The 22,664-nt window shown below is 37.2% G+C and carries 19 protein-coding genes; 7 read left to right on the forward strand and 12 right to left on the reverse strand.

All coding sequences use genetic code 11. The annotated features are described in order from the left end of the window. Positions 1 to 89: 89 nt before the first annotated feature. The 7 genes from gldN to FG27_RS06945 all read right to left on the reverse strand — a co-directional run bounded on the left by gldN (position 90) and on the right by FG27_RS06945 (position 9,948). Positions 90 to 983: a gliding motility protein GldN gene (gldN, locus tag FG27_RS06915; RefSeq protein ID WP_037317242.1), complete on the reverse strand. Its 894-nt coding sequence runs from the start codon at positions 981 to 983 to the stop codon at positions 90 to 92. A 13-nt stretch (positions 984 to 996) separates the two neighbouring features. After that, positions 997 to 2,553 carry a gliding motility protein GldM gene (gene gldM / locus FG27_RS06920; RefSeq protein ID WP_037317245.1) on the reverse strand — a complete coding sequence of 519 codons (1,557 nt, stop codon included), beginning with the start codon at positions 2,551 to 2,553 and terminating at the stop codon, positions 997 to 999. Positions 2,554 to 2,606: 53 nt separating this feature from the next. Then, positions 2,607 to 3,266, reverse strand: coding sequence for a gliding motility protein GldL (gene gldL, locus FG27_RS06925; RefSeq protein WP_037317248.1), 660 nt, complete (start codon positions 3,264 to 3,266; stop codon positions 2,607 to 2,609). A gap of 47 nt (positions 3,267 to 3,313) precedes the next feature. Continuing rightward, positions 3,314 to 4,678 carry a gliding motility lipoprotein GldK gene (gldK, locus tag FG27_RS06930; RefSeq protein WP_037317250.1) on the reverse strand — a complete coding sequence of 455 codons (1,365 nt, stop codon included), beginning with the start codon at positions 4,676 to 4,678 and terminating at the stop codon, positions 3,314 to 3,316. 115 nt (positions 4,679 to 4,793) lie between these two features. After that, the gene (locus tag FG27_RS06935) at positions 4,794 to 5,954 is read right to left on the reverse strand and encodes a formimidoylglutamase (RefSeq protein WP_037317253.1); all 1,161 of its coding nucleotides are present in this window, start codon (positions 5,952 to 5,954) and stop codon (positions 4,794 to 4,796) included. Between the two features lie 3 nt (positions 5,955 to 5,957). Next, positions 5,958 to 8,507: a type I DNA topoisomerase gene (topA, locus tag FG27_RS06940; protein ID WP_037317256.1), complete on the reverse strand. Its 2,550-nt coding sequence runs from the start codon at positions 8,505 to 8,507 to the stop codon at positions 5,958 to 5,960. 187 nt (positions 8,508 to 8,694) lie between these two features. Continuing rightward, positions 8,695 to 9,948, reverse strand: a complete 1,254-nt coding sequence (locus FG27_RS06945) for an LVIVD repeat-containing protein (protein ID WP_037317259.1) — start codon at positions 9,946 to 9,948, stop codon at positions 8,695 to 8,697. Positions 9,949 to 10,089: 141 nt separating this feature from the next. On the opposite strand from FG27_RS06945, the gene miaB reads away from it, so the two are divergent. From miaB to groL, 7 genes are all read left to right on the forward strand, one after another. Next, entirely contained in the window at positions 10,090 to 11,535 is a 1,446-nt protein-coding gene (gene miaB, locus FG27_RS06950; RefSeq protein ID WP_037317262.1) for a tRNA (N6-isopentenyl adenosine(37)-C2)-methylthiotransferase MiaB, read from the forward strand. Positions 11,536 to 11,602: 67 nt separating this feature from the next. Beyond that, positions 11,603 to 12,880: a sigma-54-dependent Fis family transcriptional regulator gene (locus tag FG27_RS06955; protein ID WP_037317265.1), complete on the forward strand. Its 1,278-nt coding sequence runs from the start codon at positions 11,603 to 11,605 to the stop codon at positions 12,878 to 12,880. 16 nt (positions 12,881 to 12,896) lie between these two features. Beyond that, complete coding sequence (locus tag FG27_RS06960) at positions 12,897 to 13,400, forward strand: LptE family protein (RefSeq protein ID WP_037317268.1); 504 nt, start codon at positions 12,897 to 12,899, stop codon at positions 13,398 to 13,400. A 1-nt stretch (position 13,401) separates the two neighbouring features. Further along, entirely contained in the window at positions 13,402 to 14,274 is an 873-nt protein-coding gene (locus tag FG27_RS06965; protein ID WP_037317271.1) for a hypothetical protein, read from the forward strand. 2 nt (positions 14,275 to 14,276) lie between these two features. Next, a complete protein-coding gene (gene secG, locus FG27_RS06970) occupies positions 14,277 to 14,621 on the forward strand; it encodes a preprotein translocase subunit SecG (RefSeq protein ID WP_037317274.1) in 345 nt (114 codons plus the stop codon). 153 nt (positions 14,622 to 14,774) lie between these two features. Beyond that, a complete protein-coding gene (gene groES / locus FG27_RS06975) occupies positions 14,775 to 15,050 on the forward strand; it encodes a co-chaperone GroES (protein WP_037317277.1) in 276 nt (91 codons plus the stop codon). 93 nt (positions 15,051 to 15,143) lie between these two features. Then, positions 15,144 to 16,781, forward strand: coding sequence for a chaperonin GroEL (groL, locus tag FG27_RS06980; protein WP_037317279.1), 1,638 nt, complete (start codon positions 15,144 to 15,146; stop codon positions 16,779 to 16,781). A gap of 215 nt (positions 16,782 to 16,996) precedes the next feature. On the opposite strand, the gene FG27_RS06985 is transcribed toward groL, so the two are convergent. The 5 genes from FG27_RS06985 to FG27_RS07005 form a co-directional block, all read right to left on the reverse strand. Beyond that, complete coding sequence (locus FG27_RS06985; protein WP_037317281.1) at positions 16,997 to 17,449, reverse strand: SRPBCC domain-containing protein; 453 nt, start codon at positions 17,447 to 17,449, stop codon at positions 16,997 to 16,999. Between the two features lie 241 nt (positions 17,450 to 17,690). Continuing rightward, entirely contained in the window at positions 17,691 to 18,185 is a 495-nt protein-coding gene (locus FG27_RS06990) for a hypothetical protein (RefSeq protein ID WP_037317284.1), read from the reverse strand. A gap of 197 nt (positions 18,186 to 18,382) precedes the next feature. Then, complete coding sequence (locus tag FG27_RS06995) at positions 18,383 to 21,028, reverse strand: carboxypeptidase-like regulatory domain-containing protein (protein WP_037317287.1); 2,646 nt, start codon at positions 21,026 to 21,028, stop codon at positions 18,383 to 18,385. Positions 21,029 to 21,059: 31 nt separating this feature from the next. After that, positions 21,060 to 21,860: a GLPGLI family protein gene (locus tag FG27_RS07000; protein ID WP_231563294.1), complete on the reverse strand. Its 801-nt coding sequence runs from the start codon at positions 21,858 to 21,860 to the stop codon at positions 21,060 to 21,062. Continuing rightward, positions 21,857 to 22,657 carry a GLPGLI family protein gene (locus FG27_RS07005; protein WP_037317290.1) on the reverse strand — a complete coding sequence of 267 codons (801 nt, stop codon included), beginning with the start codon at positions 22,655 to 22,657 and terminating at the stop codon, positions 21,857 to 21,859. The genes FG27_RS07000 and FG27_RS07005 overlap by 4 nt, the downstream gene beginning before the upstream one ends. Positions 22,658 to 22,664 lie beyond the last annotated feature (7 nt).

Below are 22,664 nucleotides of genomic sequence, written 5' to 3' on the forward strand. Positions count from 1 at the left end.
AAATTAAAAATTTATCAATTAACAAATAGCTATTAATGAAAAAAGCGCTCCGGTTGGAGCGCTTTTTCTTATTATTAGAATAAATGGTTTTAATAATTCCACATATCCAATTCAAAGTTTCTTATTTGTTCTTTGATACGTTCTGCCTCCAGAAGTTCCATAAAAGCATTATCTACAATATATTCATCTACCTCACGATCTCCGTAAACATTCTCCTCTTTGTAAATCACCGCATTAAATCTTCTCGAATTCAGCAAGTGATCAAAAGTAACCGTCTGCGCCGAACTGTTACCGGTAAAGGCTTTATTTTCATGTAAGACTTCCCTGGCATCTGGAAACCAAACCCAGAATAATTCCACAAGATCGGTTTGACCAGAGTCAATGAAGTTAATATCTGGAGCTACAGGAGCAATTCCTAACAATCTAAATTTCATTTCGGCCTGGCGCTTGTCAAAATACCACATTCCACGAATATGATATTCGGCAATATCAGCAGCACTTAGATCTCTTCGATCTATAAATTGTTCTTCAACTTGTTCCCCTGCATTATATTGCTCAATACCAAGATCTGTAGTATCTACTTTAGATAAGGTTGCTTCAATATCCCTTAGCGTTCTCTTTTGCGTAAAATAAGAATCGGCATAAATATTTTTGATCTTACCATTTTTAATAGCAGTTACCAAAACATCATACAACGCACGACGATTATTGCCAATATTATTAGTGTCTATTGGATAGTACAGCGGGAAATTCACCCTTTCATCAAGATCTATAACCTCCCAGATATTTTTAGACCATAATACATCACGGTCTTCAATATATCCATATTCAAGTGGTTTATCATTCTTATCACTTTGAATCTGGGCTTCAGTCTTTTTACCAATTTCTTCCGGGCTTTTAGCGTTTAAAATATTTGCCTGCCCATAAGATGCTATAGTAAAAACCAACACCAATGCGTTCACTAAAAATCCTCTCCAACTCATCTTCTAAAATTTATTAGTTTGTTAACTCTATAATAACCGGAGAAACTTTCTTCAGTTTATATCCAGAGTTACCAGAAATACCAGCTTGTATATCAAAAATTGTTACACTCTCGCCTCTTCCCGCTCTTCTTAAGGCATCTTTTGCCCTGTTATCAAGTTTATTTCCATTTACCTGAACAGTAGGTTGTCCTGGTACTTTAAAACTAAAGCCAGTGACATTTAGATTAAGCTCGAAATCAAAATCTGGTAGGTTAGCACCAACAGTAGAAACTTCTAAGCTATTGCGCTGCATTTTTACAGATCCATCTTCACCTCTAATAGTACCTGCAGGTCTTGGAATATCCTTAATTCTAAAAGTAGAACTGGAAGGATAACTTTCTCCATCTATGGTTCCTGTTACATTAATTTTCACTTCTCTTGCCTGAAGACTTGTAACATCCATCATATAACTACTTCCAGATCTCTTAGACAATCCGGGTGCAGAAGCACTTACATTGTTATCGGAAACTCCGGCCATAGAAATTGTTAATGGATTTTGAACTCCACGGTAAAGTACATTCATTTTATCGGCAGAGATTGTAGCTGAATTTGGCTTTGGAATTACAGAAAACTCCTGGCTTACTGGCACAGGCACTTCCTCTCCATCCTGCATAAAAATTAATTGTCCTTCTATCTTATGTTGTCCTGCGTTTCCAGTAGGAACATTAAGTACAACTTTACCACCTTTTATAGAGTAATCTGATTCGCTCAATTTTCTTCCATCCAGGCTTAATTCTACCCTGTTTGGTTTTGTAGTTGCATCAGTTCTACCTAAAACAATAGCTCCGTTAAATTCCTCTCCCTGATAATAAGCAGATTTAGGAGTTTCTAATAAAGTACTGTAATTCGTCATTGCAACTTCACTCTGTAATTGACCAGAAAGCATCGCTGATAAAATATCGCTTTCTACCGATTTGATATCAGACTGTGTTTGAGTCATTTTTGTTAAAGAAGCAATTAAAGGATACCCCTGATAATGATACATCAGCCAGGGTTGTGTTACGTTTTCGTTATCGGTAACCTCTTCAGTAGAAAATTCAGCATTAACTTCTTGAGCAATTTGAGGATATTCATCTCCAATTACCTGGGTTACACCTTCTCTGTAAGTGGCAATCGCATCAAGGAACTCCTGTCCTTTAGGACTTATTCTTCCGCTGGCAAAAAACATATTGTCCAACTTATCAGAGCGATCCATACTTTCGTAATTCTCGGCATCTTCAACATCAGCCATTAAATCATTCTTTAGCCCGGTGATATATTCATCCAAATTACTGGATAATTGATCAATTTGTTCAGCCTTTTCTTTAAGACTTACGTATTTTTCAGGTTGTTCTTCAGCTTTAGATGCTAAACCAGCCATGGCCGCGTCATTACGTGCTTCAGTAGAAATATTAGATGCGGCAAGCTTTTCGTTCATCAACCCAAAGGCTGTTAAGACCTCTTTAGACATATTTAGTGCCATCATTGCGATGAAAACCAGATACATCAGGTTAATCATCTTCTGTCTTGGTGTTTGTTTTCCAGACGCCATGTGCTAATTAGTTTTGTTCTTTAATAATTTAGGTTTTCAGGTACTGCAATTAACTAATTAGTCGCCATGCTACGGGTACCATTCATAGCAGTAAGCATACCGCCATAAACTCCGTTTAAAGAGGAAAGGTTAGCCGCAAGCGATCCCATTTCCTGGTTTAATTTACCGGCATTTTCCACAACCTCCTGGTTGATTTCTGCCTGGCGTGAGGCCGATTCTACCTGAACCTTATAAATATTGTTTAATGTTTCCATTTGCGTAGCAGCTGTAGTTAGCTCTTCGCTATATTTCTTTTGAGAAGCCATAGCATCTACGGTTGGAGCAATTCCTTTTGCTGCTCCTTCAAAATTGCGAATGCTGTCTCCAAGACTATGCATTAAATTTGCATCAATCTTAGCTTCTTTAAGCATTTCATCTAATTTCTTAGAAAGCTGTCCCTGCGTTTCTTTATCTTCCTCAATTACCGTAGCGGTACGACGGCTTCCCTGGCCACCGGCCAATTCAGGATATACTAAAGACCAATCAAGGTCATCATCTGTTGGTTCAAAAGCAGAGTATGCAAATACAAGAGCTTCTACAATAAGTCCTGCAATAAGCATTGGGTTTGCTCCAGGCCAGTGCATAATTTTAAAAAGCGCACCTAATATTACAACTGATGCACCTAAACCGTACACCATGTTTGTTATTCTCTTAGTTGAATTTGATTTTGCCATAATAATAAAATAGATTTAGATTTTCTACTGGTTAAATAGGTTGTTAATTATCTGTTAGGTTGATTTAGGGTAACATCTGTGCCAAGGTAATCCTGAACTGTTCTAAAGCCGATATAGCTTCTTGCTGAATCTGCATACTCATAATCTCTTGAGCTTACCTGTAAGAAATATGCTACATCTTTCCAGGAACCTCCACGTACTACTTTTCGCATATCATCAGGATTATTTACGGTAGGATTCATAGAAGACATGTATTCGTAGGAAGCAGGATCATAAGAAGAATCTACCCACTCAGCAACATTTCCAGCCATATTATAAAGGCCATAATCGTTAGGATCGTAAGATTTAGCTTCTACTGTATAAAGTGCCTGATCTGCCGCGTAGTCACCTCTCAAAGGTTTAAAATTCGCCATAAAACATCCTCGATCGTTTTTGGCATAAGGCCCGCCCCATGGGTAGGTTGCTCCTTCCAAACCACCACGGGCAGCATATTCCCACTCCCCTTCGGTTGGCAAACGATAAGAAGGCACATTATGCTCTCCTTTTTCTCTACGGTAGTAGTTATGATATAAGGTTCTCCATTGCGTAAAAGCTCTTGCCTGTTTCCAGGTAACTCCTACTACTGGGTAGTCATCAAAAGCACTATGCCAGAAATAATCATTATGCATAGGCTCATTATAAGAATAATTAAAATCTCTAATCCAAACGGTCGTATCAGGATAAACAGAAATTTCTTCCTTATTAATATAATCTGTTCGCTGCCCCTGTTTTTTGGCTGCGTTTTGCACATCCATCCAGGTATAAGTGAATTTCAATTTATCAACATCAATTGTACGCTGCCCATTGTAAACTTCCTCCATAGGGATATAAAGCATATCCATTACCTCGGCGTAGTACACATCTGGATAATCATCAGTATCCCAAATAATATCAACATCTTTATTTAGACGACGATTTTCATAAGTATCTGAAGGGCCTCCCTGGCCATAAGTATTTAACATATACTCTTCGTAAGGAGTCATATCACCTTCTTCCGAATCCATAAAAGCATAATCACCAATACCGCCAGAACCTTCAGCTTCACCCATATTTTCTGCCATGATAGCTAATTCTACCCTCACGATAGAATCCTTCACATAGTTAACAAATTGGCGGTATTCAGCATTGGTTATTTCGGTTTCGTCCATATAAAACGAACGAACTGTTACCGTTTTAGGTGGCGCATTACGTTGGCCTGCGATATCATCGTCAGACTTACCCATAATAAACGATCCTCCCGGAATTAATGTCATCCCTAGCGGCTTCTCCGGATTCCATTTCTCCCCTTTCGCACCAACCAGCTGTCCACGATCTCCACGCCCACAGCTTGAAAGCAAGGCTAGAACAGCTATTAGCGAAATAAATTTCTTCATAGTATTTCTTAGGTTAAGACATCTCAATTTACGGCAGTAAACCTATCTAATTATTTTTTAAAAAACAATAATTTGGGTAAAAATACAGTAAATCAAATTAATGCATGAATTTATTTTAAACTTCGTTTTTTCTTTTTGCTTTATACCACCTTTCAGGAATCACCTGATTGCAAGCCTCCAGGTAATCTTCTTCACTGCAAGGTAATAACGTACTCCTTTTTAATTTAGTATCTATATGTGACAGAAATGGGATTTCTATCCACCACCTCCCACTCACAGGACTTTTATAAAAAACCAAAACCTCATCATCTATTGGCACCTGGTACTTTATAAACTCTTTTTTTGCAGAAATAGTATTTTCGTTAGTACGGTAATTAACTCCTTCAGCAAAATACCATATCATCTGAGCCATTAACATCGTGCCCAAATTTCCGAATTTCAAATTGTCATATTCGTAAATTCCGAAGGAAGTTACTTTATCACTAATGCCGGCATAACGGGAAAGCGCACATATTTCCTTACCATCAAAACCATTAGGAGAAGCGATATCGCGAGAACCTGATGAAGGCGCACTAACTGCAGCTAAATCTACAGCTACCATATTCGCATCCCGCATTACGGGCTCTACTAATTTAAAATTATTAGTGATCTCCCCTAAACGATAGGCATCAAAAAAAAGACGCTCCATCAACTCTATCTCGTCCTGCGAATTAAAATACGTTTGATAGCCAATATTCGAATAATTAAACAAATTATAAGGCTGATTTACAACGATCTTCCCAACGTAAGATTTATTACTTATTGGCTTCTCTGCATCGCCCAAATCAAAACGACTATCTATATTCACAAGATTAACCATTTGATCTAGAGTATCGTAAGCCCGGTATTGTGCATAAACTAAATCCTGACTTCCACCAAGAAGTACAGGAATCACATCCTTTTTCACCAATTGAGCAACCAAATTCTGAACCGCAAAATAGGTGTCTTCTACCGTTTCTCCTTTTTCAATATCTCCAAGATCGGCAATATTTAGATGCCAGTTTCCAGGAAACAAACTATAAAAAGCCTTTCTTACATCGTCAAAATCAAGAAAATCTATCTCGTCTCCAAGGCGATTTTCTTTTACACCCACAATAGCTATTTCAACGCCTTCTAAATCTGGAAAGCCCTGAACAACACTATGTTTTTTAACCGAATTACCTAGTGAATGCTCACCAAAACCGGTGATCTCCTTAAGCAATTCTTCAGAAAGGGGACTCAGAAAATCTAAATCCATATATTATTTCTTCTTTTTGGTAGTGGTTTTCTTTTTAGCCGTGCTCTTTTTAGCAGTTGACTTTTTTGCCGGAGCTTTCTTTTTGGTGGTCTTTTTCTTCTTTTTAGATTTCTCTTCAAGAATTTCCTGCACCTCCTGCAAACTCAAATTTTCGGCATCTGTGGTTTTTGGCAATTCAATTTTAGTCTTGCCTTTTATGATATTAAACCTTCCCCAGCGCGCTTTTTCAACTCTAATCCCTTCTTCTTCCCAGTTGTGGATTAATTTCTCGCGTTCTTTCCGTTTTTTATCCTCAATCAAAGTTTCAATATCTTCAATAGAAAGATTATCAAAATCGTATTTCTTATTTACATTGATAAAAATACCATTCCACTTTAGGAAAGGACCAAAACGACCTACGCCTTTTTGCACCGGCATATCTTCGTAATGATGAATTGGCGCATCTGCCTTTTCCTTTTCTTTTATCAACTCCATCGCGCGTTCAAAATCTACGTTTAATGGATCTTCCCCTTTTTCAAGGGAAACATATTTTTTACCAAATTTCACATAAGGACCAAATCGGCCGTTATTAACCTCAACTTTTTCGTCCTTATATTCTCCTAATTCCTTTGGAAGCTGGAAAAGATCCATCGCTTCTTCGTAAGTAACCGAATCTAAAGTTTGGTCTGGTCCAAGACTGGCAAATTTCGGCTTTTCATCGTCTTCTACAGAGCCAATTTGAACCATAGGCCCGAATTTCCCTAACCTTACACTTACAGGTTTACCGGTTTCAGGATCTTCGCCTAAAATTCTTTCTCCAACTTCCCGGTCGGCATTTTTCGCCACATCCTCAACCTGCGGATGAAAGTCTTCATAGAATTCCTTCATCATATGCGTCCATTCTTCATTTCCTTCTGCGATATCATCAAAGCTCTGCTCAACTCTAGCGGTAAAATTATAATCAAGAATGTTTGAAAAATGATTTACAAGAAAATCGTTTACTACCATTCCCACAGCGGTTGGCACTAATTTCCCTTTATCACTTCCAACGGTTTCAGTTAATTTATTTTCTTTAATGTCAGATCCTTTCAATACAAATTGCAAATACTCGCGCTCTGTACCATCTACCGATCCTTTTTCGATATAATTCCTATTCTGAATGGTAGAAATTGTTGGCGCATAAGTAGAAGGACGACCAATCCCCAATTCTTCCAGTTTCTTCACTAAAGAAGCTTCTGTATATCTATAAGGAGGTCTCGTAAACCTTTCGGTTGCGGTAATATATTTGTTGTTAAGCGGCTGATTTTCCTTTAAAGCCGGTAACATTCCGTTTTGTTCTTCGGCATCTTCATCATCGTCTGTACTTTCTAAATAAACTTTTAGAAAACCATCAAACTTAAGCACTTCTCCATTTGCGGTAAACTGCTTATCGTGTTTAGAAGCTTCAATTTTCACATTGGTGCGCTCTAATTGCGCATCGCTCATTTGGGAAGCGATAGCTCGTTTCCAAATAAGCTCATATAAACGTTGTTCGTCACGATCTGCTCTTACCGAGTGGCTGGCAAAATTTGTAGGTCTAATCGCTTCGTGAGCTTCCTGAGCGCCTTTTGTTTTTCCTTTAAACTGCCTGGATTTTGCGTATTTATCTCCGTAAGCCTTTAAAATTTCTTTGTTGGCACCTTTTCTTGCATCTTCTGAAAGGTTAACCGAATCTGTTCTCATATAAGTAATATGACCGGCTTCGTATAAACGCTGTGCCATAGTCATGGTTTTACTTACTGAAAAATATAATTTCCTTGCTGCTTCCTGTTGCAAGGTTGAAGTTGTAAATGGTGGAGCAGGTGATTTTTTTGCTGGTTTAGTAGTAAGTTCTGCAACTTTAAAATCCGATCCCAGGTTTTGCTGAAGAAATGCTTCAGCTTCCTTACGGGTATCAAAATTCTTAGGAATTTTTGCTTTGAAAGATTTACCATCTTTCGTTGTAAACTCTGCATCGATTCTAAAAGAAGCTTCCGCAGTAAAGTTTTGGATTTCGCGCTCTCTTTCTACAATAAGCCTAACCGCCACCGATTGAACTCTTCCTGCTGAAAGACCGCCTTTTACTTTTCGCCATAAAACAGGCGAAAGTTCGTAACCCACCAACCTATCTAAAACCCTACGAGCTTGTTGAGCATTTACCAGGTTATAATTAATATCTCTTGGATTATCTATAGCCTTAAGAATAGCCGTTTTAGTAATCTCGTGAAAAACAATTCTTTTAGTTTTATCGCTCTTTAGATTGAGTTCCTCAGCAAGATGCCAGGCAATGGCTTCCCCTTCCCGGTCCTCATCACTAGCGAGCCAAACCATTTCTGCAGTTTTGGCAAATCCCTTTAGTTTTCTAACTACATCTTTCTTGTCTTTAGAAACTACGTATTTTGGAGTGAAATTCCCTTCGGTATCTACCCCTAACTCTTTAGTAGGTAAATCGGCAATATGCCCAAAACTCGAAGCCACTTTATAATCTTTTCCTAAAAATTTTTCGATGGTTTTCGCCTTGGCAGGGGACTCTACAATCACTAAATTCTTTGCCATAACTCTCTTTTTCTAGCTGCAAAAGTATATCAATTTTTTTTTAACAGCCTACATGATTTCACAAAACAACATGAAAAAGCTTGTAAAACAGCCACATTCAAGCATTCGCGATTAAAAAATTCTTTTTCAAACAGGTTAATAAAAAAGCCCCGCTGGTTGCGGGGCGTCCTTAAAAAACAAAATAAAATCAATTGAGATTAAAACTGCTTAATAAATTGATCTCATTACCCTTATAAGTATATTGGAAAAGTGTATTATCCCCAACCATTAAGAGCACATCTTCTAAAGGGATGACGTCATAGGTGTTAATGTCCTGAAAATGGTCTATAAGTTCCAGGTTGGGGGTATTTTTTGTATCATATATTTTTAAACCAGCGGTACCGTCGCAAACAAAAAGCCAGTCGTCTTTTACGCCCAGGCCGTAAGGGTTTTCCATATCATAAGTTTGTAATAACTGCGGATTGGACTTATCAGCTACATCTATTACATCAAGTTGGCTCCATTCCTGCCCGCAAAGATTACCTCCACGTATTGTTACATAGGCGATATCACCTTTAACTACTACGGGATCGCAACCAAGGATATGTCTAAACATAGATCTAAACTCTGGTACCTCAGGGTTTTCTACACTATAAATATACATTCCGGTAGAACTTCCTAAATACAGGTGGTTTTCTTTATAAAAGATGGTTTCAATACCTGTTCCCACCCAATCGGTTTTTAATAATTCAGGCGTACTTAATCCCTCAATATTAAAAACTGAAAGCTGATTTTGATCTACAACATATAAAAAGTCCTCGTGAATATTGAAACGAGCTAAAGAACCTCCTGTACCAGATCCTCCTGACGAATTCCCTGATTCTGAAAAAGATGCTCTATCATTAGTTAACCACCCTGTATCGTTTGCCATTTCTATTTTTCGGGTTTCCATTACATAACCCACGACTACTTCTGTTTCAGCATTAAAATTGTCGCTATCTACAAAAGAAGCACCGGCTGGAATCCTACTATTATGATTTGGAAATACGTTCTTTATACTTTCCTCCTGGGAAATATTATTGATATCGCTTATATCAAAAACCACTAAATCCATCGCCGAATTTGCAAAAAGCATATCATCCTTTACTGCGATATCGGTATTCTGCGGAATTTCCAGAAATTTAATTTTCACAGGACTCCGATGATCGCTATTATCTATAATATGCACTCCTTTCTGATCGTCGTTCACAAAAACATAGTCGCCATGAGTATAAATTTTCCCTGCTTCAGAAATCGCTCTTGGTTCAGAGATCTTTACCATTGCCCTAAATTCTTCAATAGGTTTTACAACAGGAACAGCAACATTATAAAATTCATCCTGGGCATCATCTTTCTCGCAAGAAGTGAATAAAGCCATTAATGCTAAAAGCAGCAGCGTGATTAAACTGTAGAAAAATCTCATTATTTCTGGGTTAGTTATTATATAGATGCAGTTAATACGAAAAGGTTGCGTGAGAAAATTAAAAAAATTGCTGTCACTTTGTCAGAAGTTCGTTTTACCCTTATCTTTGCAATTCTTAATCCTGAAAAGGAAGTTTGAATTATGGAGAAGACAATAGACGAAAAACAACAGGGAAATACGCTGGTAATGGAGCCCAGGACAGAAAACAACCGTAAACTTTTTATTGAAAGTTACGGCTGTGCAATGAATTTTAGCGATAGTGAAATCGTTGCTTCTATTCTTGCAAAAGAAGGCTTTAACACTACTCAAAATTTAGAAGAAGCAGATCTGGTTTTAGTAAACACCTGTTCTATTAGAGAAAAAGCCGAACAAACCGTTCGTAAAAGGCTTGAAAAATATAACGCAGTTAAAAAAATTAATCCAGGGATGAAAGTGGGTGTTTTAGGCTGTATGGCCGAGCGTCTTAAGGAGAAATTCCTGGAAGAAGAAAAGATCGTAGATCTTGTAGTTGGGCCAGATGCCTACAAGGACCTTCCAAATCTTATAAATGAAGTTGAAGCAGGCCGGGATGCAATAAATGTGCTTCTTTCTAAAGAAGAAACTTATGGCGATATTTCTCCTGTTCGTTTGCAATCTAATGGGGTTTCAGCGTTTGTTTCTATCACCCGTGGTTGCGACAATATGTGCACCTTTTGCGTGGTTCCCTTTACCCGCGGTAGAGAACGAAGCCGCGATCCGCAAAGTATCGTGGAAGAAGTAAACGATCTTTGGGACAAAGGCTTTAAGGAAATCACACTTTTAGGTCAGAATGTGGATAGCTACCTTTGGTATGGCGGCGGACTTAAAAAAGATTTTAAAAATGCTTCGGAAATGCAAAAGGCTACGGCCACAGATTTCTCCGCACTTTTAAGACTGGTTGCCGAAGCACAGCCAAAAATGAGGATTAGGTTCTCTACTTCAAATCCGCAGGATATGACGCTGGAGGTGATTGAAGTTGTAGCGGCTTATCCAAATATTTGCAAGCATATTCATTTACCGGTTCAAAGCGGAAGTGATAGAATCTTGAAAGAGATGAACAGGCTGCACACCCGCGAAGAGTATTTTAAACTTATAGACTATATAAGAGAACTAATGCCAGAATGTTCTATTTCTCAGGATTTAATTGTGGGCTTCCCTACAGAAACCGAAGAAGATCACAAGGATACTTTATCATTGATGGAATATGTGAAATATGACTTTGGATATATGTATGCATATTCTGAAAGACCCGGCACCATGGCTGCACGGAAACTGGAAGATGATGTCCCTGCAGAAACAAAACAGCGAAGATTAGCTGAAATAGTAAAACTTCAAAGGGAGCATAACCATTTTAGAACACAGCGATTTCTTGGTGATACCGTAGAGGTTTTAATTGAAAGAGAATCCAAAAAATCCAACGAACACTGGAGCGGCCGTACCACCCAAAATACGGTAGCTGTTTTCCCAAAGGAAAACTATAAAGTTGGGGATTTTGTAAATGTAAAAATAAACGATTGCACCAGTGCAACCCTAATTGGTGAGGCAGTGGGTTATAGTGAAAACAACTAAAAAAAGTAGTTATTTCAGGCTAAAGGAAAATCAGTTATTATTCCTTCAGAAATAACAGGATTTATATATGGAATCAATTCAGGCAGTAAAACAGCGGTTTGGAATAATTGGCGACGATCAAAGTCTTAACCGCGCTATAGAAAAAGCAATCCAGGTTGCGCCTACAGATATTTCGGTTTTGGTAACCGGGGAAAGTGGGGTTGGTAAAGAAAGTATTCCAAAAATAATCCATTCTTTATCTCATAGAAAACACGGGAAATACATCGCGGTAAACTGTGGTGCAATTCCCGAAGGAACTATAGATTCTGAACTTTTTGGTCACGAAAAAGGTGCTTTTACCGGCGCTACTCAAACTCGTAGCGGTTATTTTGAAGTGGCCGATGGCGGTACTATTTTTTTAGATGAAGTTGGGGAATTACCCCTTCCCACACAAGTTAGATTACTTCGTGTTCTGGAAAACGGGGAATTTATAAAAGTAGGTTCTTCTAAAGTGCAAAAATCTGATGTTCGCATTATTGCGGCTACCAACATCAATATGCAGGAATCTATAAAAAAAGAGCGTTTTCGTGAAGATCTTTATTATAGATTAAGTACAGTAGAAATTAACTTACCACCACTAAGAGATCGAAAAGAAGACATTCATTTATTATTCAGAAAATTCGCTTCAGATTTCGCATTGAAATATAAGATGCCCACCATAAAACTTCAGGATGATGCCGTAAGTTTATTACAAAAATACCGATGGGGCGGAAATATTAGACAGTTAAGAAATATAGCCGAACAAATTTCGGTTTTAGAACAGGAACGCATTATTGGCCCGGAACGTTTAAAAGAATACCTCCCAAATATTGGCAGTAATTTACCAGCCGTGATCGCCGATAAAAAGAAGGAAAGTGATTTTAGCAATGAACGTGAAATTCTTTACAAAGTGCTTTTTGATATGAAAAGCGACCTTACCGACCTAAAGAAACTTACCTTAAAACTTATGGAAAGTGGAAACTCCAAAAAGGTTCAGGATGAGAATGAAAGTCTTATTCAAAAACTGTATGGAGATGATGACGGGGAAGATGTTGATGCAGAAGAATTGGAAGCTTTAAATGATGAACGTCTGGAAGTACTTCAAATTCCGCAGAACAGTCCAAAATCTGAAATTAACAGAGAAAAGGATAAATATTATTTTGCGGAAGAAATTCAGGAAGAAGAAACCCTTTCTTTGCAGGATAAAGAATTAGAGCTTATCAAAAAATCTTTAGACAGGCATAGCGGAAAACGCAAAGCTGCCGCCGAAGAATTAGGTATAAGTGAGCGCACACTTTATAGAAAAATAAAACAATACGACTTGTAATTTAGTCCCCGATTTTATGAAAAAATCTGCTTTTCTTTTATGCTTCGTGCTTCTATTTTGCACCCAATCCTGCGGAATTTACTCCTTTACAGGTGCCGATACCGGTGATGCCGACTCTTTCCAGGTAAATTTCTTTCAAAACCAGGCCGATTTGGTAGAGCCGGGAATTGATAGAACTTTCACTTTACAATTACAGGATCTTATTCAAAACCAAACCAGCTTAAGCCTGGCAAACAATAATGCTGATCTTATTTTTGAAGGAGAAATTATAGATTTCTATATAGCGCCAATTACAGCTACTTCTGAAAATACAGCCGCTGAAAACCGACTTACAATCGCAGTTAATGTTCGTTATTACAACACCCTGGAACCAGAAAAAGATTTTGAAAGACGCTTTTCTTTTTATTACGATTATCCGGCCAACGCACAGCTTGTTGGTGATGTGTTGGCAACTGCTTTAGATGAAATTTACAACCGGCTAACCCAGGATATTTTTAATGCTGCATTAACCGATTGGTAATATGGAAGCAACCGAATTCATACAACTATTGCAACAACCGGCAGGCATTACCGCCGGGCAAACCACCGCTTTAGAAAAGTTAATTCAAAAAGCACCCTATTTTCAGGCGGCGCGTGCAGTTAGGCTCAAAGGATTAAAGGAACACCAGGAATTCAGTTACAACAGTGCACTAAAAAAAACCGCTGCTTATACCACTAATCGCAGTGTACTTTTCGATTTTATTACTTCAGAAGAGTTTAATCAGAACAAGATTGCAAGACAAATTCAGGATCAGGAAGAGCAACTTCGCAATATTACTGTTTTTGAGCCCGAAGAGGTCTTTGCCAAAAGAAGTATAGCCATAGACGAGGCCATTAAAATGCGCCAATCTGAATCTGAGCAAGTCATGGACCCCGAGTTATTTTCAGAAAAAGAAAACAAGGCTGAAGCTGAAACAGCTGAGCTAGAAGATTCCGCTGAAAATAAATTAAAGTTAGGAGAACCCTTAGAATTTAACGCTTCAGAATCACATTCGTTCTCAGAGTGGTTACGACTTACTTCAGCAAAACCTATAGAACGGGAAGAAATTGAAGACGAATATCAAAAAGATGATGTTCAACATAAAAAGTTTGAACTTATAGACAGGTTTATTTCCAAAAGTCCTAAGATAAAACCCGGCAAACCTACCAATAAATCCAATCTTGCCGAAGTGAGTACAACTCCCGCTGAATCCTTAATGACAGAGACTTTAGCCCGGGTTTATTTAGAGCAAAAAAACTATAAAAAAGCAATACAGGCATATAAAATATTAATTTTGAAAAATCCCGAAAAAAGTGGTTTCTTTGCTGACCAAATTCGGGCAATCGAAAAATTACAAGAAAATAATTCAAAATAAGAATGAGCACCTTTACAATTTTTTTAGCATTAATAGTTATTGTAGCCTTTTTACTGGTAGTGGTAATTATGGTACAAAACCCTAAAGGCGGTGGTTTATCTTCCTCTTTTGGTGGTAGTGGACAACAAGTTGGTGGTGTTAAGAAGACCGGAGACTTTTTAGATAAAAGCACCTGGACCTTAGCAACGCTTTTATTGGTCCTTATTTTACTTTCTAATGTAACTATTATGGATGATTCCAGTTACGGTGAATCCAGGGTTTTTGACGAAGACGCAATGCCTGAAAACAATACTACTCCACCGGCACAAATGCCAGGACAACAATCAGAATCTGACAACGATCAATAAAAGGTTTCGTTCTATATAAAATTCTAAAATGCCAGCTTATGACAAGCTGGCATTTTTTATTGGTAATTGGCAGTAAAAGCGAGGTGGCATAATTTTAGAATTAGGCTTAGTCGCTTATTTAAAGATTAATTAACCTAAATAAATTTATAAAAAATGGGACTAAACATTAAACCGCTCTCAGACAGAGTTCTTATCGAGCCTGAAGCCGCCGAAACTAAAACGGCATCTGGAATTTACATTCCCGAAACAGCTAAAGAAAAGCCACAACGTGGTAAAGTTGTAGCTGTAGGTAAAGGAAATAAAGATCACGATATGACTGTGAAAGTTGGTGATACTGTACTTTACGGAAAATACTCCGGTACAGAATTAAAACTTGAAGGTTCAGACTACCTGATTATGAGAGAAGACGATATTCTTGCAATAGTATAAGACTTCTTTCCCCACTTACGGGGAGATTTTCAAAATAAATAATAGTATTAATTAGATTTCCGTCTTCACGGAAATGACAAAACATAATTTACAATGGCAAAAGATATAAAGTTTGACATTAAAGCCCGCGATGGAATAAAGCGTGGTGTAGATGCATTGGCGAACGCTGTAAAAGTAACCTTAGGTCCAAAAGGACGTAATGTAGTAATAAGTAAATCTTTTGGTGCACCAACTGTAACTAAAGACGGTGTAACCGTAGCAAAAGAAATTGAGCTGGAAGATCCTTTAGAAAACATGGGGGCTCAAATGGTTAAGGAAGTTGCTTCTAAAACCAACGACCTTGCAGGAGACGGTACCACTACCGCTACAGTACTTGCCCAGGCAATCGTAAAAGAAGGCCTTAAAAATGTTGCAGCAGGCGCAAGCCCAATGGACCTTAAAAGAGGTATAGACAAAGCTGTACTGGCTATCACGAAAGATTTGGAGAAACAAACCAAAGAAGTTGGTGATTCTTCAGAAAAAATAAAGCAGGTAGCTTCTATTTCAGCAAATAACGATGAGCATATTGGTGATCTTATCGCCCAGGCTTTCGGTAAAGTTGGAAAAGAAGGAGTAATTACTGTAGAAGAAGCTAAAGGTACCGAAACTCACGTAGAAGTTGTTGAAGGTATGCAGTTTGACCGTGGTTATCTTTCTCCATATTTCGTAACGAATTCAGAGAAAATGACTGCAGATCTTGAAGATCCGTACATTTTATTGTTCGACAAAAAGATCTCTTCTATGAAAGATTTGCTTCCTGTTCTTGAGCCGGTAGCACAATCTGGAAAGCCACTTTTAATTATTGCTGAAGACGTAGACGGCGAAGCCCTTGCTACTTTAGTGGTAAACAAACTACGTGGTTCTCTTAAGATCGCTGCTGTTAAAGCACCAGGATTTGGAGATCGTAGAAAAGCAATGTTAGAAGATATCGCTATCCTAACCGGTGGTACTGTGATTTCTGAAGAAAGAGGATTCTCTTTAGAAAACGCTACTATTGATATGTTAGGTACTGCTGAAAAAGTAGCTATCGATAAAGATAATACTACTATCGTAAACGGTGCTGGTGATAACAAGCAAATTGAAGAACGTGTAAACCAGATCAAAGCTCAGATCGAAACCACTACTTCAGATTATGATAAAGAAAAACTTCAGGAGCGTTTGGCTAAACTAGCCGGCGGTGTTGCCGTACTTTATGTAGGTGCAGCTTCAGAAGTTGAAATGAAAGAGAAAAAAGACCGTGTAGATGATGCACTTCACGCAACCCGTGCGGCTGTAGAAGAAGGAATCGTTGCCGGTGGTGGTGTGGCTCTTGTAAGAGCTCAAGCCGTTCTTGCTAAGATCAAAACTGAAAACGATGACGAAGCAACCGGAGTTCAAATTGTATTTAGAGCAATCGAGTCTCCGCTTAGAACTATCGTAGAAAATGCAGGTGGTGAAGCTTCAGTAGTAATCAATAAAGTTCTTGAAGGCAAGAAAGAATTTGGTTACGATGCGAAGACTGACACATTTGTAGATATGATGAAAGCCGGAATTATAGATCCTAAGAAAGTAACAAGAGTTGCGCTTGAAAACGCTGCTTCTGTTGCCGGAATGATCTTAACTACCGAATGTGCTCTTGTGGATATCCCAGAAGACGACAAAGGTGGTGGAATGCCAGGTGGAATGGGCGGCGGAATGCCCGGAATGATGTAATGGCTCAGCCATAACAATAAATATTAAAAACCCGTTTCTTCATTGAGACGGGTTTTTCTTTTTTATAAACATTTGTTAAGCTGAATTTATTTCAGGCTTTATCCCGAATTCCCTTAGGGATTCTAATATCATCTAAAGTTGTGTTATGTTATATCTCCGAAATAAATTCGGAGCAGGCTCTGAAACGAGTTCAGTATGATTATGACGTATTGGTTCTACGCCCTCATAAAATCAAACCCACCTTTTCTAAGGTTAATTCCAAATTCCAAATAAGCTTTTAAACAGGCAAGGAAATTTGCCCAACCTTCAGTATTTCCACCAAACCATTGAATGCCCATCTCATCTGCTTCCATCTTTCCTTCGGTTATTTTTACCAGCGTACTGGTTTTAGAAACTTCTTTAAGGCTAATTTCGACCAAAAGGTTTTTATCTTTTGCACCTTCCCATTCAAAAGAAATCAATTTATTGGGAACTAATTTGCGTACATTCACCGGCACATATTCTTCAAATTCCAGAAATTTCCAGCTAATAGACTTCCTCTCTTCCATCATTCCAGAGCTTTCCGCGATAAAATAATGCTTCATTTTTTCAGGATCTATAATCGCTTCAAAAACCTCAGCTTTTGGTTTTGCGATTTGTAAAGCGGTTTTAATTTCCAGCATTTTCATAGGTTGAAATTTACTAAAATAGGGGAGATTTCAAACAAACTCTCAAGGATTCAGAAACCTGAGATTAGAGCGACAACATAAGAATTATTCACAATTTAATTTTAATTCAATTTCTTCGAAATAAATTACACGAATTCAAAGTTAAACCAAGATCAATAAAAATAAATTTTCTCATATTTATGTCTAAATAATTCTACCAATTCTACTTAAGGGAAATTGACTTAATACTAATTACAACTCTTTATATCTCTAGAATAACCAAAAAATTAAGCTCTGATGATACTTCACTTATTTCTAAAGTTTCTTTCTTATAGCTAGCAACAACCGGGGTATAATAAGTTGCTCCACAAATCTTTCTTGATTGGTCTGTTTCAAGTTGAACATTAATAATTTCCTCTATATCATCTAAATAAATAGTGTATTCGTATTTTGACCTATGTGGCACCGTTAACATAAGCGAGTTATCCAGCACTCTAATTTCAGCATCAGGGTTTGCAAATTCATTTCCTGGAATAAATTGAAAATTAATAAGTTCTTCTGAATGATCAGCTTCTACCCTGATATTATTTGGATCAATAGTCCCATTTTCAAAGAGATTAGCACCTGAGTCATCAACTATCCTGAGATGCAAGGAAGGTACTGCCATATCTAAAATACAGTCGTCTCCTTCATCGTCGTTGTTGGAACAACCGGAAAGTAAGAGACCAATTAAAATAAGCGTAATAATTTTTTTCATAATTCAGTATTTATAAAAAATTAATATTATTCGTTCTATTTATTAGATCCAATTCTTCCCATTTGGTTGCGTCAAATGGCATTTAAATTATAACAGTTATTTTGTGGTAATTAAAAACTAAACCATAAACTCACGAAATACAAAACTTATAATTCACTCAGGCTTAGATTTTGAAATATATTTAGATGGATGCCTAGTTAGAGACTAAATTTTAACGTTGCTAAAACCTGCGAAGGCCTCAATTGATAGCTGCTCTGCACATAATAATATTGATTGTTATATGCATTTATAAAAGTCTCCGTATTCAAAATATTTCGCCAGCTTAAATTCAAGTCCATTTTGGGCTTTTTAAAAGTAAACTGATAGCCCAGGTTTACAAAATAATTATCCCCATTTTCAGAAAGTGAATTCCCATAATATTCTCCACTCAAACTCAAATATTGATTATCCTTAGGATAAAAATAAAGATCCATAATATGCTGATGGGTTTCTATTTTTTGAAAATTGTTCCCTTCAAAACCCGAAGTATAAGTAGAGAAATTACCTGAATAATTCGCAATTAGCCAACTCCAAATATCGGCTTCCAAACTTCCTCGTAGATTCAAATTTTGTGTATTCACCTCAGCCAGCGTATTATTTAAAAACTGTTGCCGATTTGATAAATTATATGAAGCATTTAGTTTAAGTGTTGTTTTTAGTTTCCTAAAGTACTTACTTCCGCCGGCTTTGAAACTATGATTATCAAAACTATTATTACGAGCTACAGCTTCTAAAATTGTTGTTCCATTTTCACCAATATTAGAACTGTACAATAGGTTATTTTCAGAATAATTATACGAGTAAGACGCATTTAAAAATAATTGATTTAACGGATTTCGATAGCGTAGGCCTCCGCTATAATTTTGTGTTTGTTCTTCGGAAATTGGTGCATTGTAACGATTTAAATTCCGGTAGCCATTCAGTAAAAATCCGTAATATAATTGCTGAATTTCACCAAAATTATAACTCAATCCTGCTGAAGCATTTGCTTCCCAAAATGCTGAAATTTTCTTTCTTACATAAAAATTAGGTTCAAAAACCAAACGATCCAGATTTCTGCTATCCTTAAAATTATCATCTTCAAGGTGAAAGCTTTTAAATTCAAGCGGTGTACTTAAACGCAAATTCCAGGTTTCATCCTTACTTTCAAACCTGAAAGCGTTTTTAAAATACACCGAAGATTGTACAAATTCGGTTCGGTTTTTAAAATTCACATCCAAAACTTCATCGATCTCATTAAGAAAAACATCGCTATCTAACTGCTGATGTTGAAATGAAAAGCCAAATTTTGGGGAGATAGTGAATTTTCCCAGTGCTTTTGTGAATCCGGCAGAATTATCGGTATAAATTTTTATGGCTGATACCAATTGCTGAATTTCATTATAAGGATCTCCATCATTGAAAATAGCTTCAAATTGTCCCGGCTGAACCATGAGATCCTGATTATTTTCCGTAAATCCTGTATTCGAATTAAAAGTGAATAATTGTTTACCCACGGTCCTAAGCAAACTTAGATCGTTTTTAATTCCGAAGAAAGGATTATCCAGCTGCTGCTTTATTTTTGTATCGGGACGATCTAGAACACCTCGTGCAGCATTCCAAAATCCGTTAAATTCCAATTGATTTTTCAGGTAATTTTTATCGGCATTATTTTCCAGGGTTAGTTTCCCCTGAAGTGTACTCACATAAATATCGTTGTTGGTATTCTCGATCACATCTATCGTATCTGTAGGGGTAAAATAGCGGGTTTGCGTACTCCCATCCTGTTGCTGGTAATCATTAAGATAAGAGATATTCAGTTTTAGATCTATATTCTCTTTGATACGCTGTAAAATATTTGCAGAACCCAAATGCACATTATTATCCAACCAACGCTCCTGAGAAAAAGGGGGCTCTGATATGTTCTGAATCGAAAGCCAATCGGTTTTATCGATCGTAAACTGATTGCCCGAAAAATTGATCGAAAAATCACGAATCTCCCGGGAAACATCACTACCGGTATTATTACTTTGATAAGTAACGATCGCCTGTTGTTTTTTAGTAAAAATCATGGGCGTTACCTTTGTTTGCCACAGCAGAGGCGCTGCACCAATCCCGGCGGTGGCCGTTCCGCTATACGTAACATCTTTTTTAAGCTTGATATTTATTGAAGCGCGCTCTGAAAACTCCAAACTATCCAAAACTTTTACTGGCTGATGATTTTCCAGGATCTCGACTTTAGAAACCGCCTCGACAGAAAGGTTATCATTCGCAAGATTATAACGCCCTTCTAACAGATCTAAACCTTCGATATAATATTTCTGGATAGGCTCATCTCTATAAAAAATCTGTCCGTTTGGTCGAATATCGATACCCGGTAATTTTTTTAGAACATCGGCAATCACACGGTCGTTTTTACCTTTAAAGGCTGCTACCGAAAAACTAAGCGTATCGCTACGTTGCCGCAAAATTTCAGATTTTACGAGCACCTCTTTTAAAGATTCTGAAGAAGGCGAAAGCTTAACGTCCAGTCTCTGTGCTTTATTCTGAATCGTTTTTTTAAACGTACCAAAACCTATGTAGGAAACTTTTAAAAACAGGGAATCACTCTCATTTTTGACAGCTATTTTAAATTTTCCATTCGAATCTGAAATACCATAAGCTAATATCGGAGAAACAGAATCTTTACTAACCATCACCGTTGCCCCACTCAGTTTTTCATCCTGATCGTCAAGAACCTGTCCCGAGATTTCTTTTTGAGAATAACCTACAGAAATGATAAATATCGATATGAGGAATAGGAAAATCTGTCTAAAATGATCCAATTGATTATTTTTTTTGATTGATGATGATTTATTATGGATGAAGCTCGATTGGATTATTTCGTTTTTTATATTTTTCGCTTAGTTCTTTTCTTGTTTTAGTTTCATCTTCTTCGCTCCAACCGAATTTTACGCCTGCCTTTTGCATGGTACCAATAGGATCACGATCATAATCGTCCCGAACCTGATCAAGTTCTTGCTGAGAAACAGTTTTATAATTATCCAAATTCAATAGTTTATCTACCGGATTTGCTAATTCCTGAAATGCCGTTAAGCTAAAATGATAATGATTTTTTAGGTCTGAAATCTCTAAAATGAGTCCCGGCAACCCACTAAACTTATAAGGTCCATCAGAGAATGGTAATTCTGACGCAAACCAGGCGACATAATTTCTACCGGCAAAAGTACCTGTGGCTTTCTGAACGCTAAAGCCTAAAATTTCTTTATTCTCTGGCTGAATTTCCCAATCAATCTTTTTTAGATCCTGTTTATATTTTAATTCATATTGAAAAACCTTTTCGGCTAAAATAAGTTCGTTTTCCTGATAATTTTTAAAGATCTTGTATTTAAAATCGGTCATTTGATTATACTCATCCATCCTCGTGCTTACAGGATTTGTCATATTTTCTAAAGAATCTTTAACTGCTTTACCCAGGCTGGAATATCGTGATTGCTCCTCACTTAAATAAAGTACACCGGTTTCAGATTTTATGGAATTTTCATCTGTCGAATCCTCCTGGAATTCGAGTTGATACGTAGCTTTATAGGAATACTGATTCTGTGCCTGCAAATTCCCTAAACTAAGGAAAAGCATAGCGATTATAAGACTTCTCATTTTTGTAGTTCTATTTGGTTATTCATTTTCGCAAATCTTTCTTTAAAGCTTTCAGCATATTTTTTCTTGTTTTCTTCAGAGATAATTACATTAGGGGGAGTGGGCGCATACCCCATAGGATCTTCCATATATCGTTTCCAAACTTTATATAATTCAGTTTTATTGGTTTCAGCGTATTGGTTAAGATTGATCTTGTATTTAAGTTTTGGACTGAGTTTTTCCAGACCGAAAAATTCAAATACATAATGCTGCTGGGTATCTTCAAGCTCCAATATTAAACCCGGCAAACCACTAAACTTATAAGGCCCATCTGAAATAGGAACTTCGGAAGTAAACCAGGCTACATAATCTCTTCCGGCAAAAGAAGTTTTAGCTTTTTGAACCTCAAAATCTTTAATTTTCTTCTTCTCCGGTAGAATTTCCCATTCAAATTGATTCATTTTCTGGATATAGTAAAATTGATCACGTGAAATAGTCCTCGTGAAAAACAGCTTATTTTCACTCCTATCCTTCAAAATGGCATATTGAAAATCTGTAACCGCTTCCCGGGAAGTATGTGCGGTATTCCCTTTTCTAACAATAGGATTGGCCAGAGTTTTTGCCCGACTGGAAAATTTAGAAAGTTCATCTCCAGCAAATAAGATCATATATTCAGATTTGGATTCATCGAGATTGGTGGAATCCAATTTGTAGGTGAGTTTATAGGTGACTTTATATTCGAATTTATCAGCTAGCTTTTGGGCGCTACAAATTGCGGAAAATAATATAAGAAAGAAGGTAAAATAAGTGTGTTTCATTGATTTA

It is taken from the genome of Salegentibacter sp. Hel_I_6, from assembly GCF_000745315.1.
Classification (GTDB): domain Bacteria; phylum Bacteroidota; class Bacteroidia; order Flavobacteriales; family Flavobacteriaceae; genus Salegentibacter.

What these genes read in the sequence shown, in the direction of transcription:
- gldN (WP_037317242.1), bottom strand. Translation starts at nt 983, where the DNA reads ATGAGTTGGAGAGGATTTTTAGTGAACGCATTGGTGTTGGTTTTTACT.
- gldM (WP_037317245.1), bottom strand. Translation starts at nt 2,553, where the DNA reads ATGGCGTCTGGAAAACAAACACCAAGACAGAAGATGATTAACCTGATG.
- gldL (WP_037317248.1), bottom strand. Translation starts at nt 3,266, where the DNA reads ATGGCAAAATCAAATTCAACTAAGAGAATAACAAACATGGTGTACGGT.
- gldK (WP_037317250.1), bottom strand. Translation starts at nt 4,678, where the DNA reads ATGAAGAAATTTATTTCGCTAATAGCTGTTCTAGCCTTGCTTTCAAGC.
- FG27_RS06935 (WP_037317253.1), bottom strand. Translation starts at nt 5,954, where the DNA reads ATGGATTTAGATTTTCTGAGTCCCCTTTCTGAAGAATTGCTTAAGGAG.
- topA (WP_037317256.1), bottom strand. Translation starts at nt 8,507, where the DNA reads ATGGCAAAGAATTTAGTGATTGTAGAGTCCCCTGCCAAGGCGAAAACC.
- FG27_RS06945 (WP_037317259.1), bottom strand. Translation starts at nt 9,948, where the DNA reads ATGAGATTTTTCTACAGTTTAATCACGCTGCTGCTTTTAGCATTAATG.
- miaB (WP_037317262.1), top strand. Translation starts at nt 10,090, where the DNA reads ATGGAGAAGACAATAGACGAAAAACAACAGGGAAATACGCTGGTAATG.
- FG27_RS06955 (WP_037317265.1), top strand. Translation starts at nt 11,603, where the DNA reads ATGGAATCAATTCAGGCAGTAAAACAGCGGTTTGGAATAATTGGCGAC.
- FG27_RS06960 (WP_037317268.1), top strand. Translation starts at nt 12,897, where the DNA reads ATGAAAAAATCTGCTTTTCTTTTATGCTTCGTGCTTCTATTTTGCACC.
- FG27_RS06965 (WP_037317271.1), top strand. Translation starts at nt 13,402, where the DNA reads ATGGAAGCAACCGAATTCATACAACTATTGCAACAACCGGCAGGCATT.
- secG (WP_037317274.1), top strand. Translation starts at nt 14,277, where the DNA reads ATGAGCACCTTTACAATTTTTTTAGCATTAATAGTTATTGTAGCCTTT.
- groES (WP_037317277.1), top strand. Translation starts at nt 14,775, where the DNA reads ATGGGACTAAACATTAAACCGCTCTCAGACAGAGTTCTTATCGAGCCT.
- groL (WP_037317279.1), top strand. Translation starts at nt 15,144, where the DNA reads ATGGCAAAAGATATAAAGTTTGACATTAAAGCCCGCGATGGAATAAAG.
- FG27_RS06985 (WP_037317281.1), bottom strand. Translation starts at nt 17,449, where the DNA reads ATGAAAATGCTGGAAATTAAAACCGCTTTACAAATCGCAAAACCAAAA.
- FG27_RS06990 (WP_037317284.1), bottom strand. Translation starts at nt 18,185, where the DNA reads ATGAAAAAAATTATTACGCTTATTTTAATTGGTCTCTTACTTTCCGGT.
- FG27_RS07000 (WP_231563294.1), bottom strand. Translation starts at nt 21,860, where the DNA reads ATGAGAAGTCTTATAATCGCTATGCTTTTCCTTAGTTTAGGGAATTTG.
- FG27_RS07005 (WP_037317290.1), bottom strand. Translation starts at nt 22,657, where the DNA reads ATGAAACACACTTATTTTACCTTCTTTCTTATATTATTTTCCGCAATT.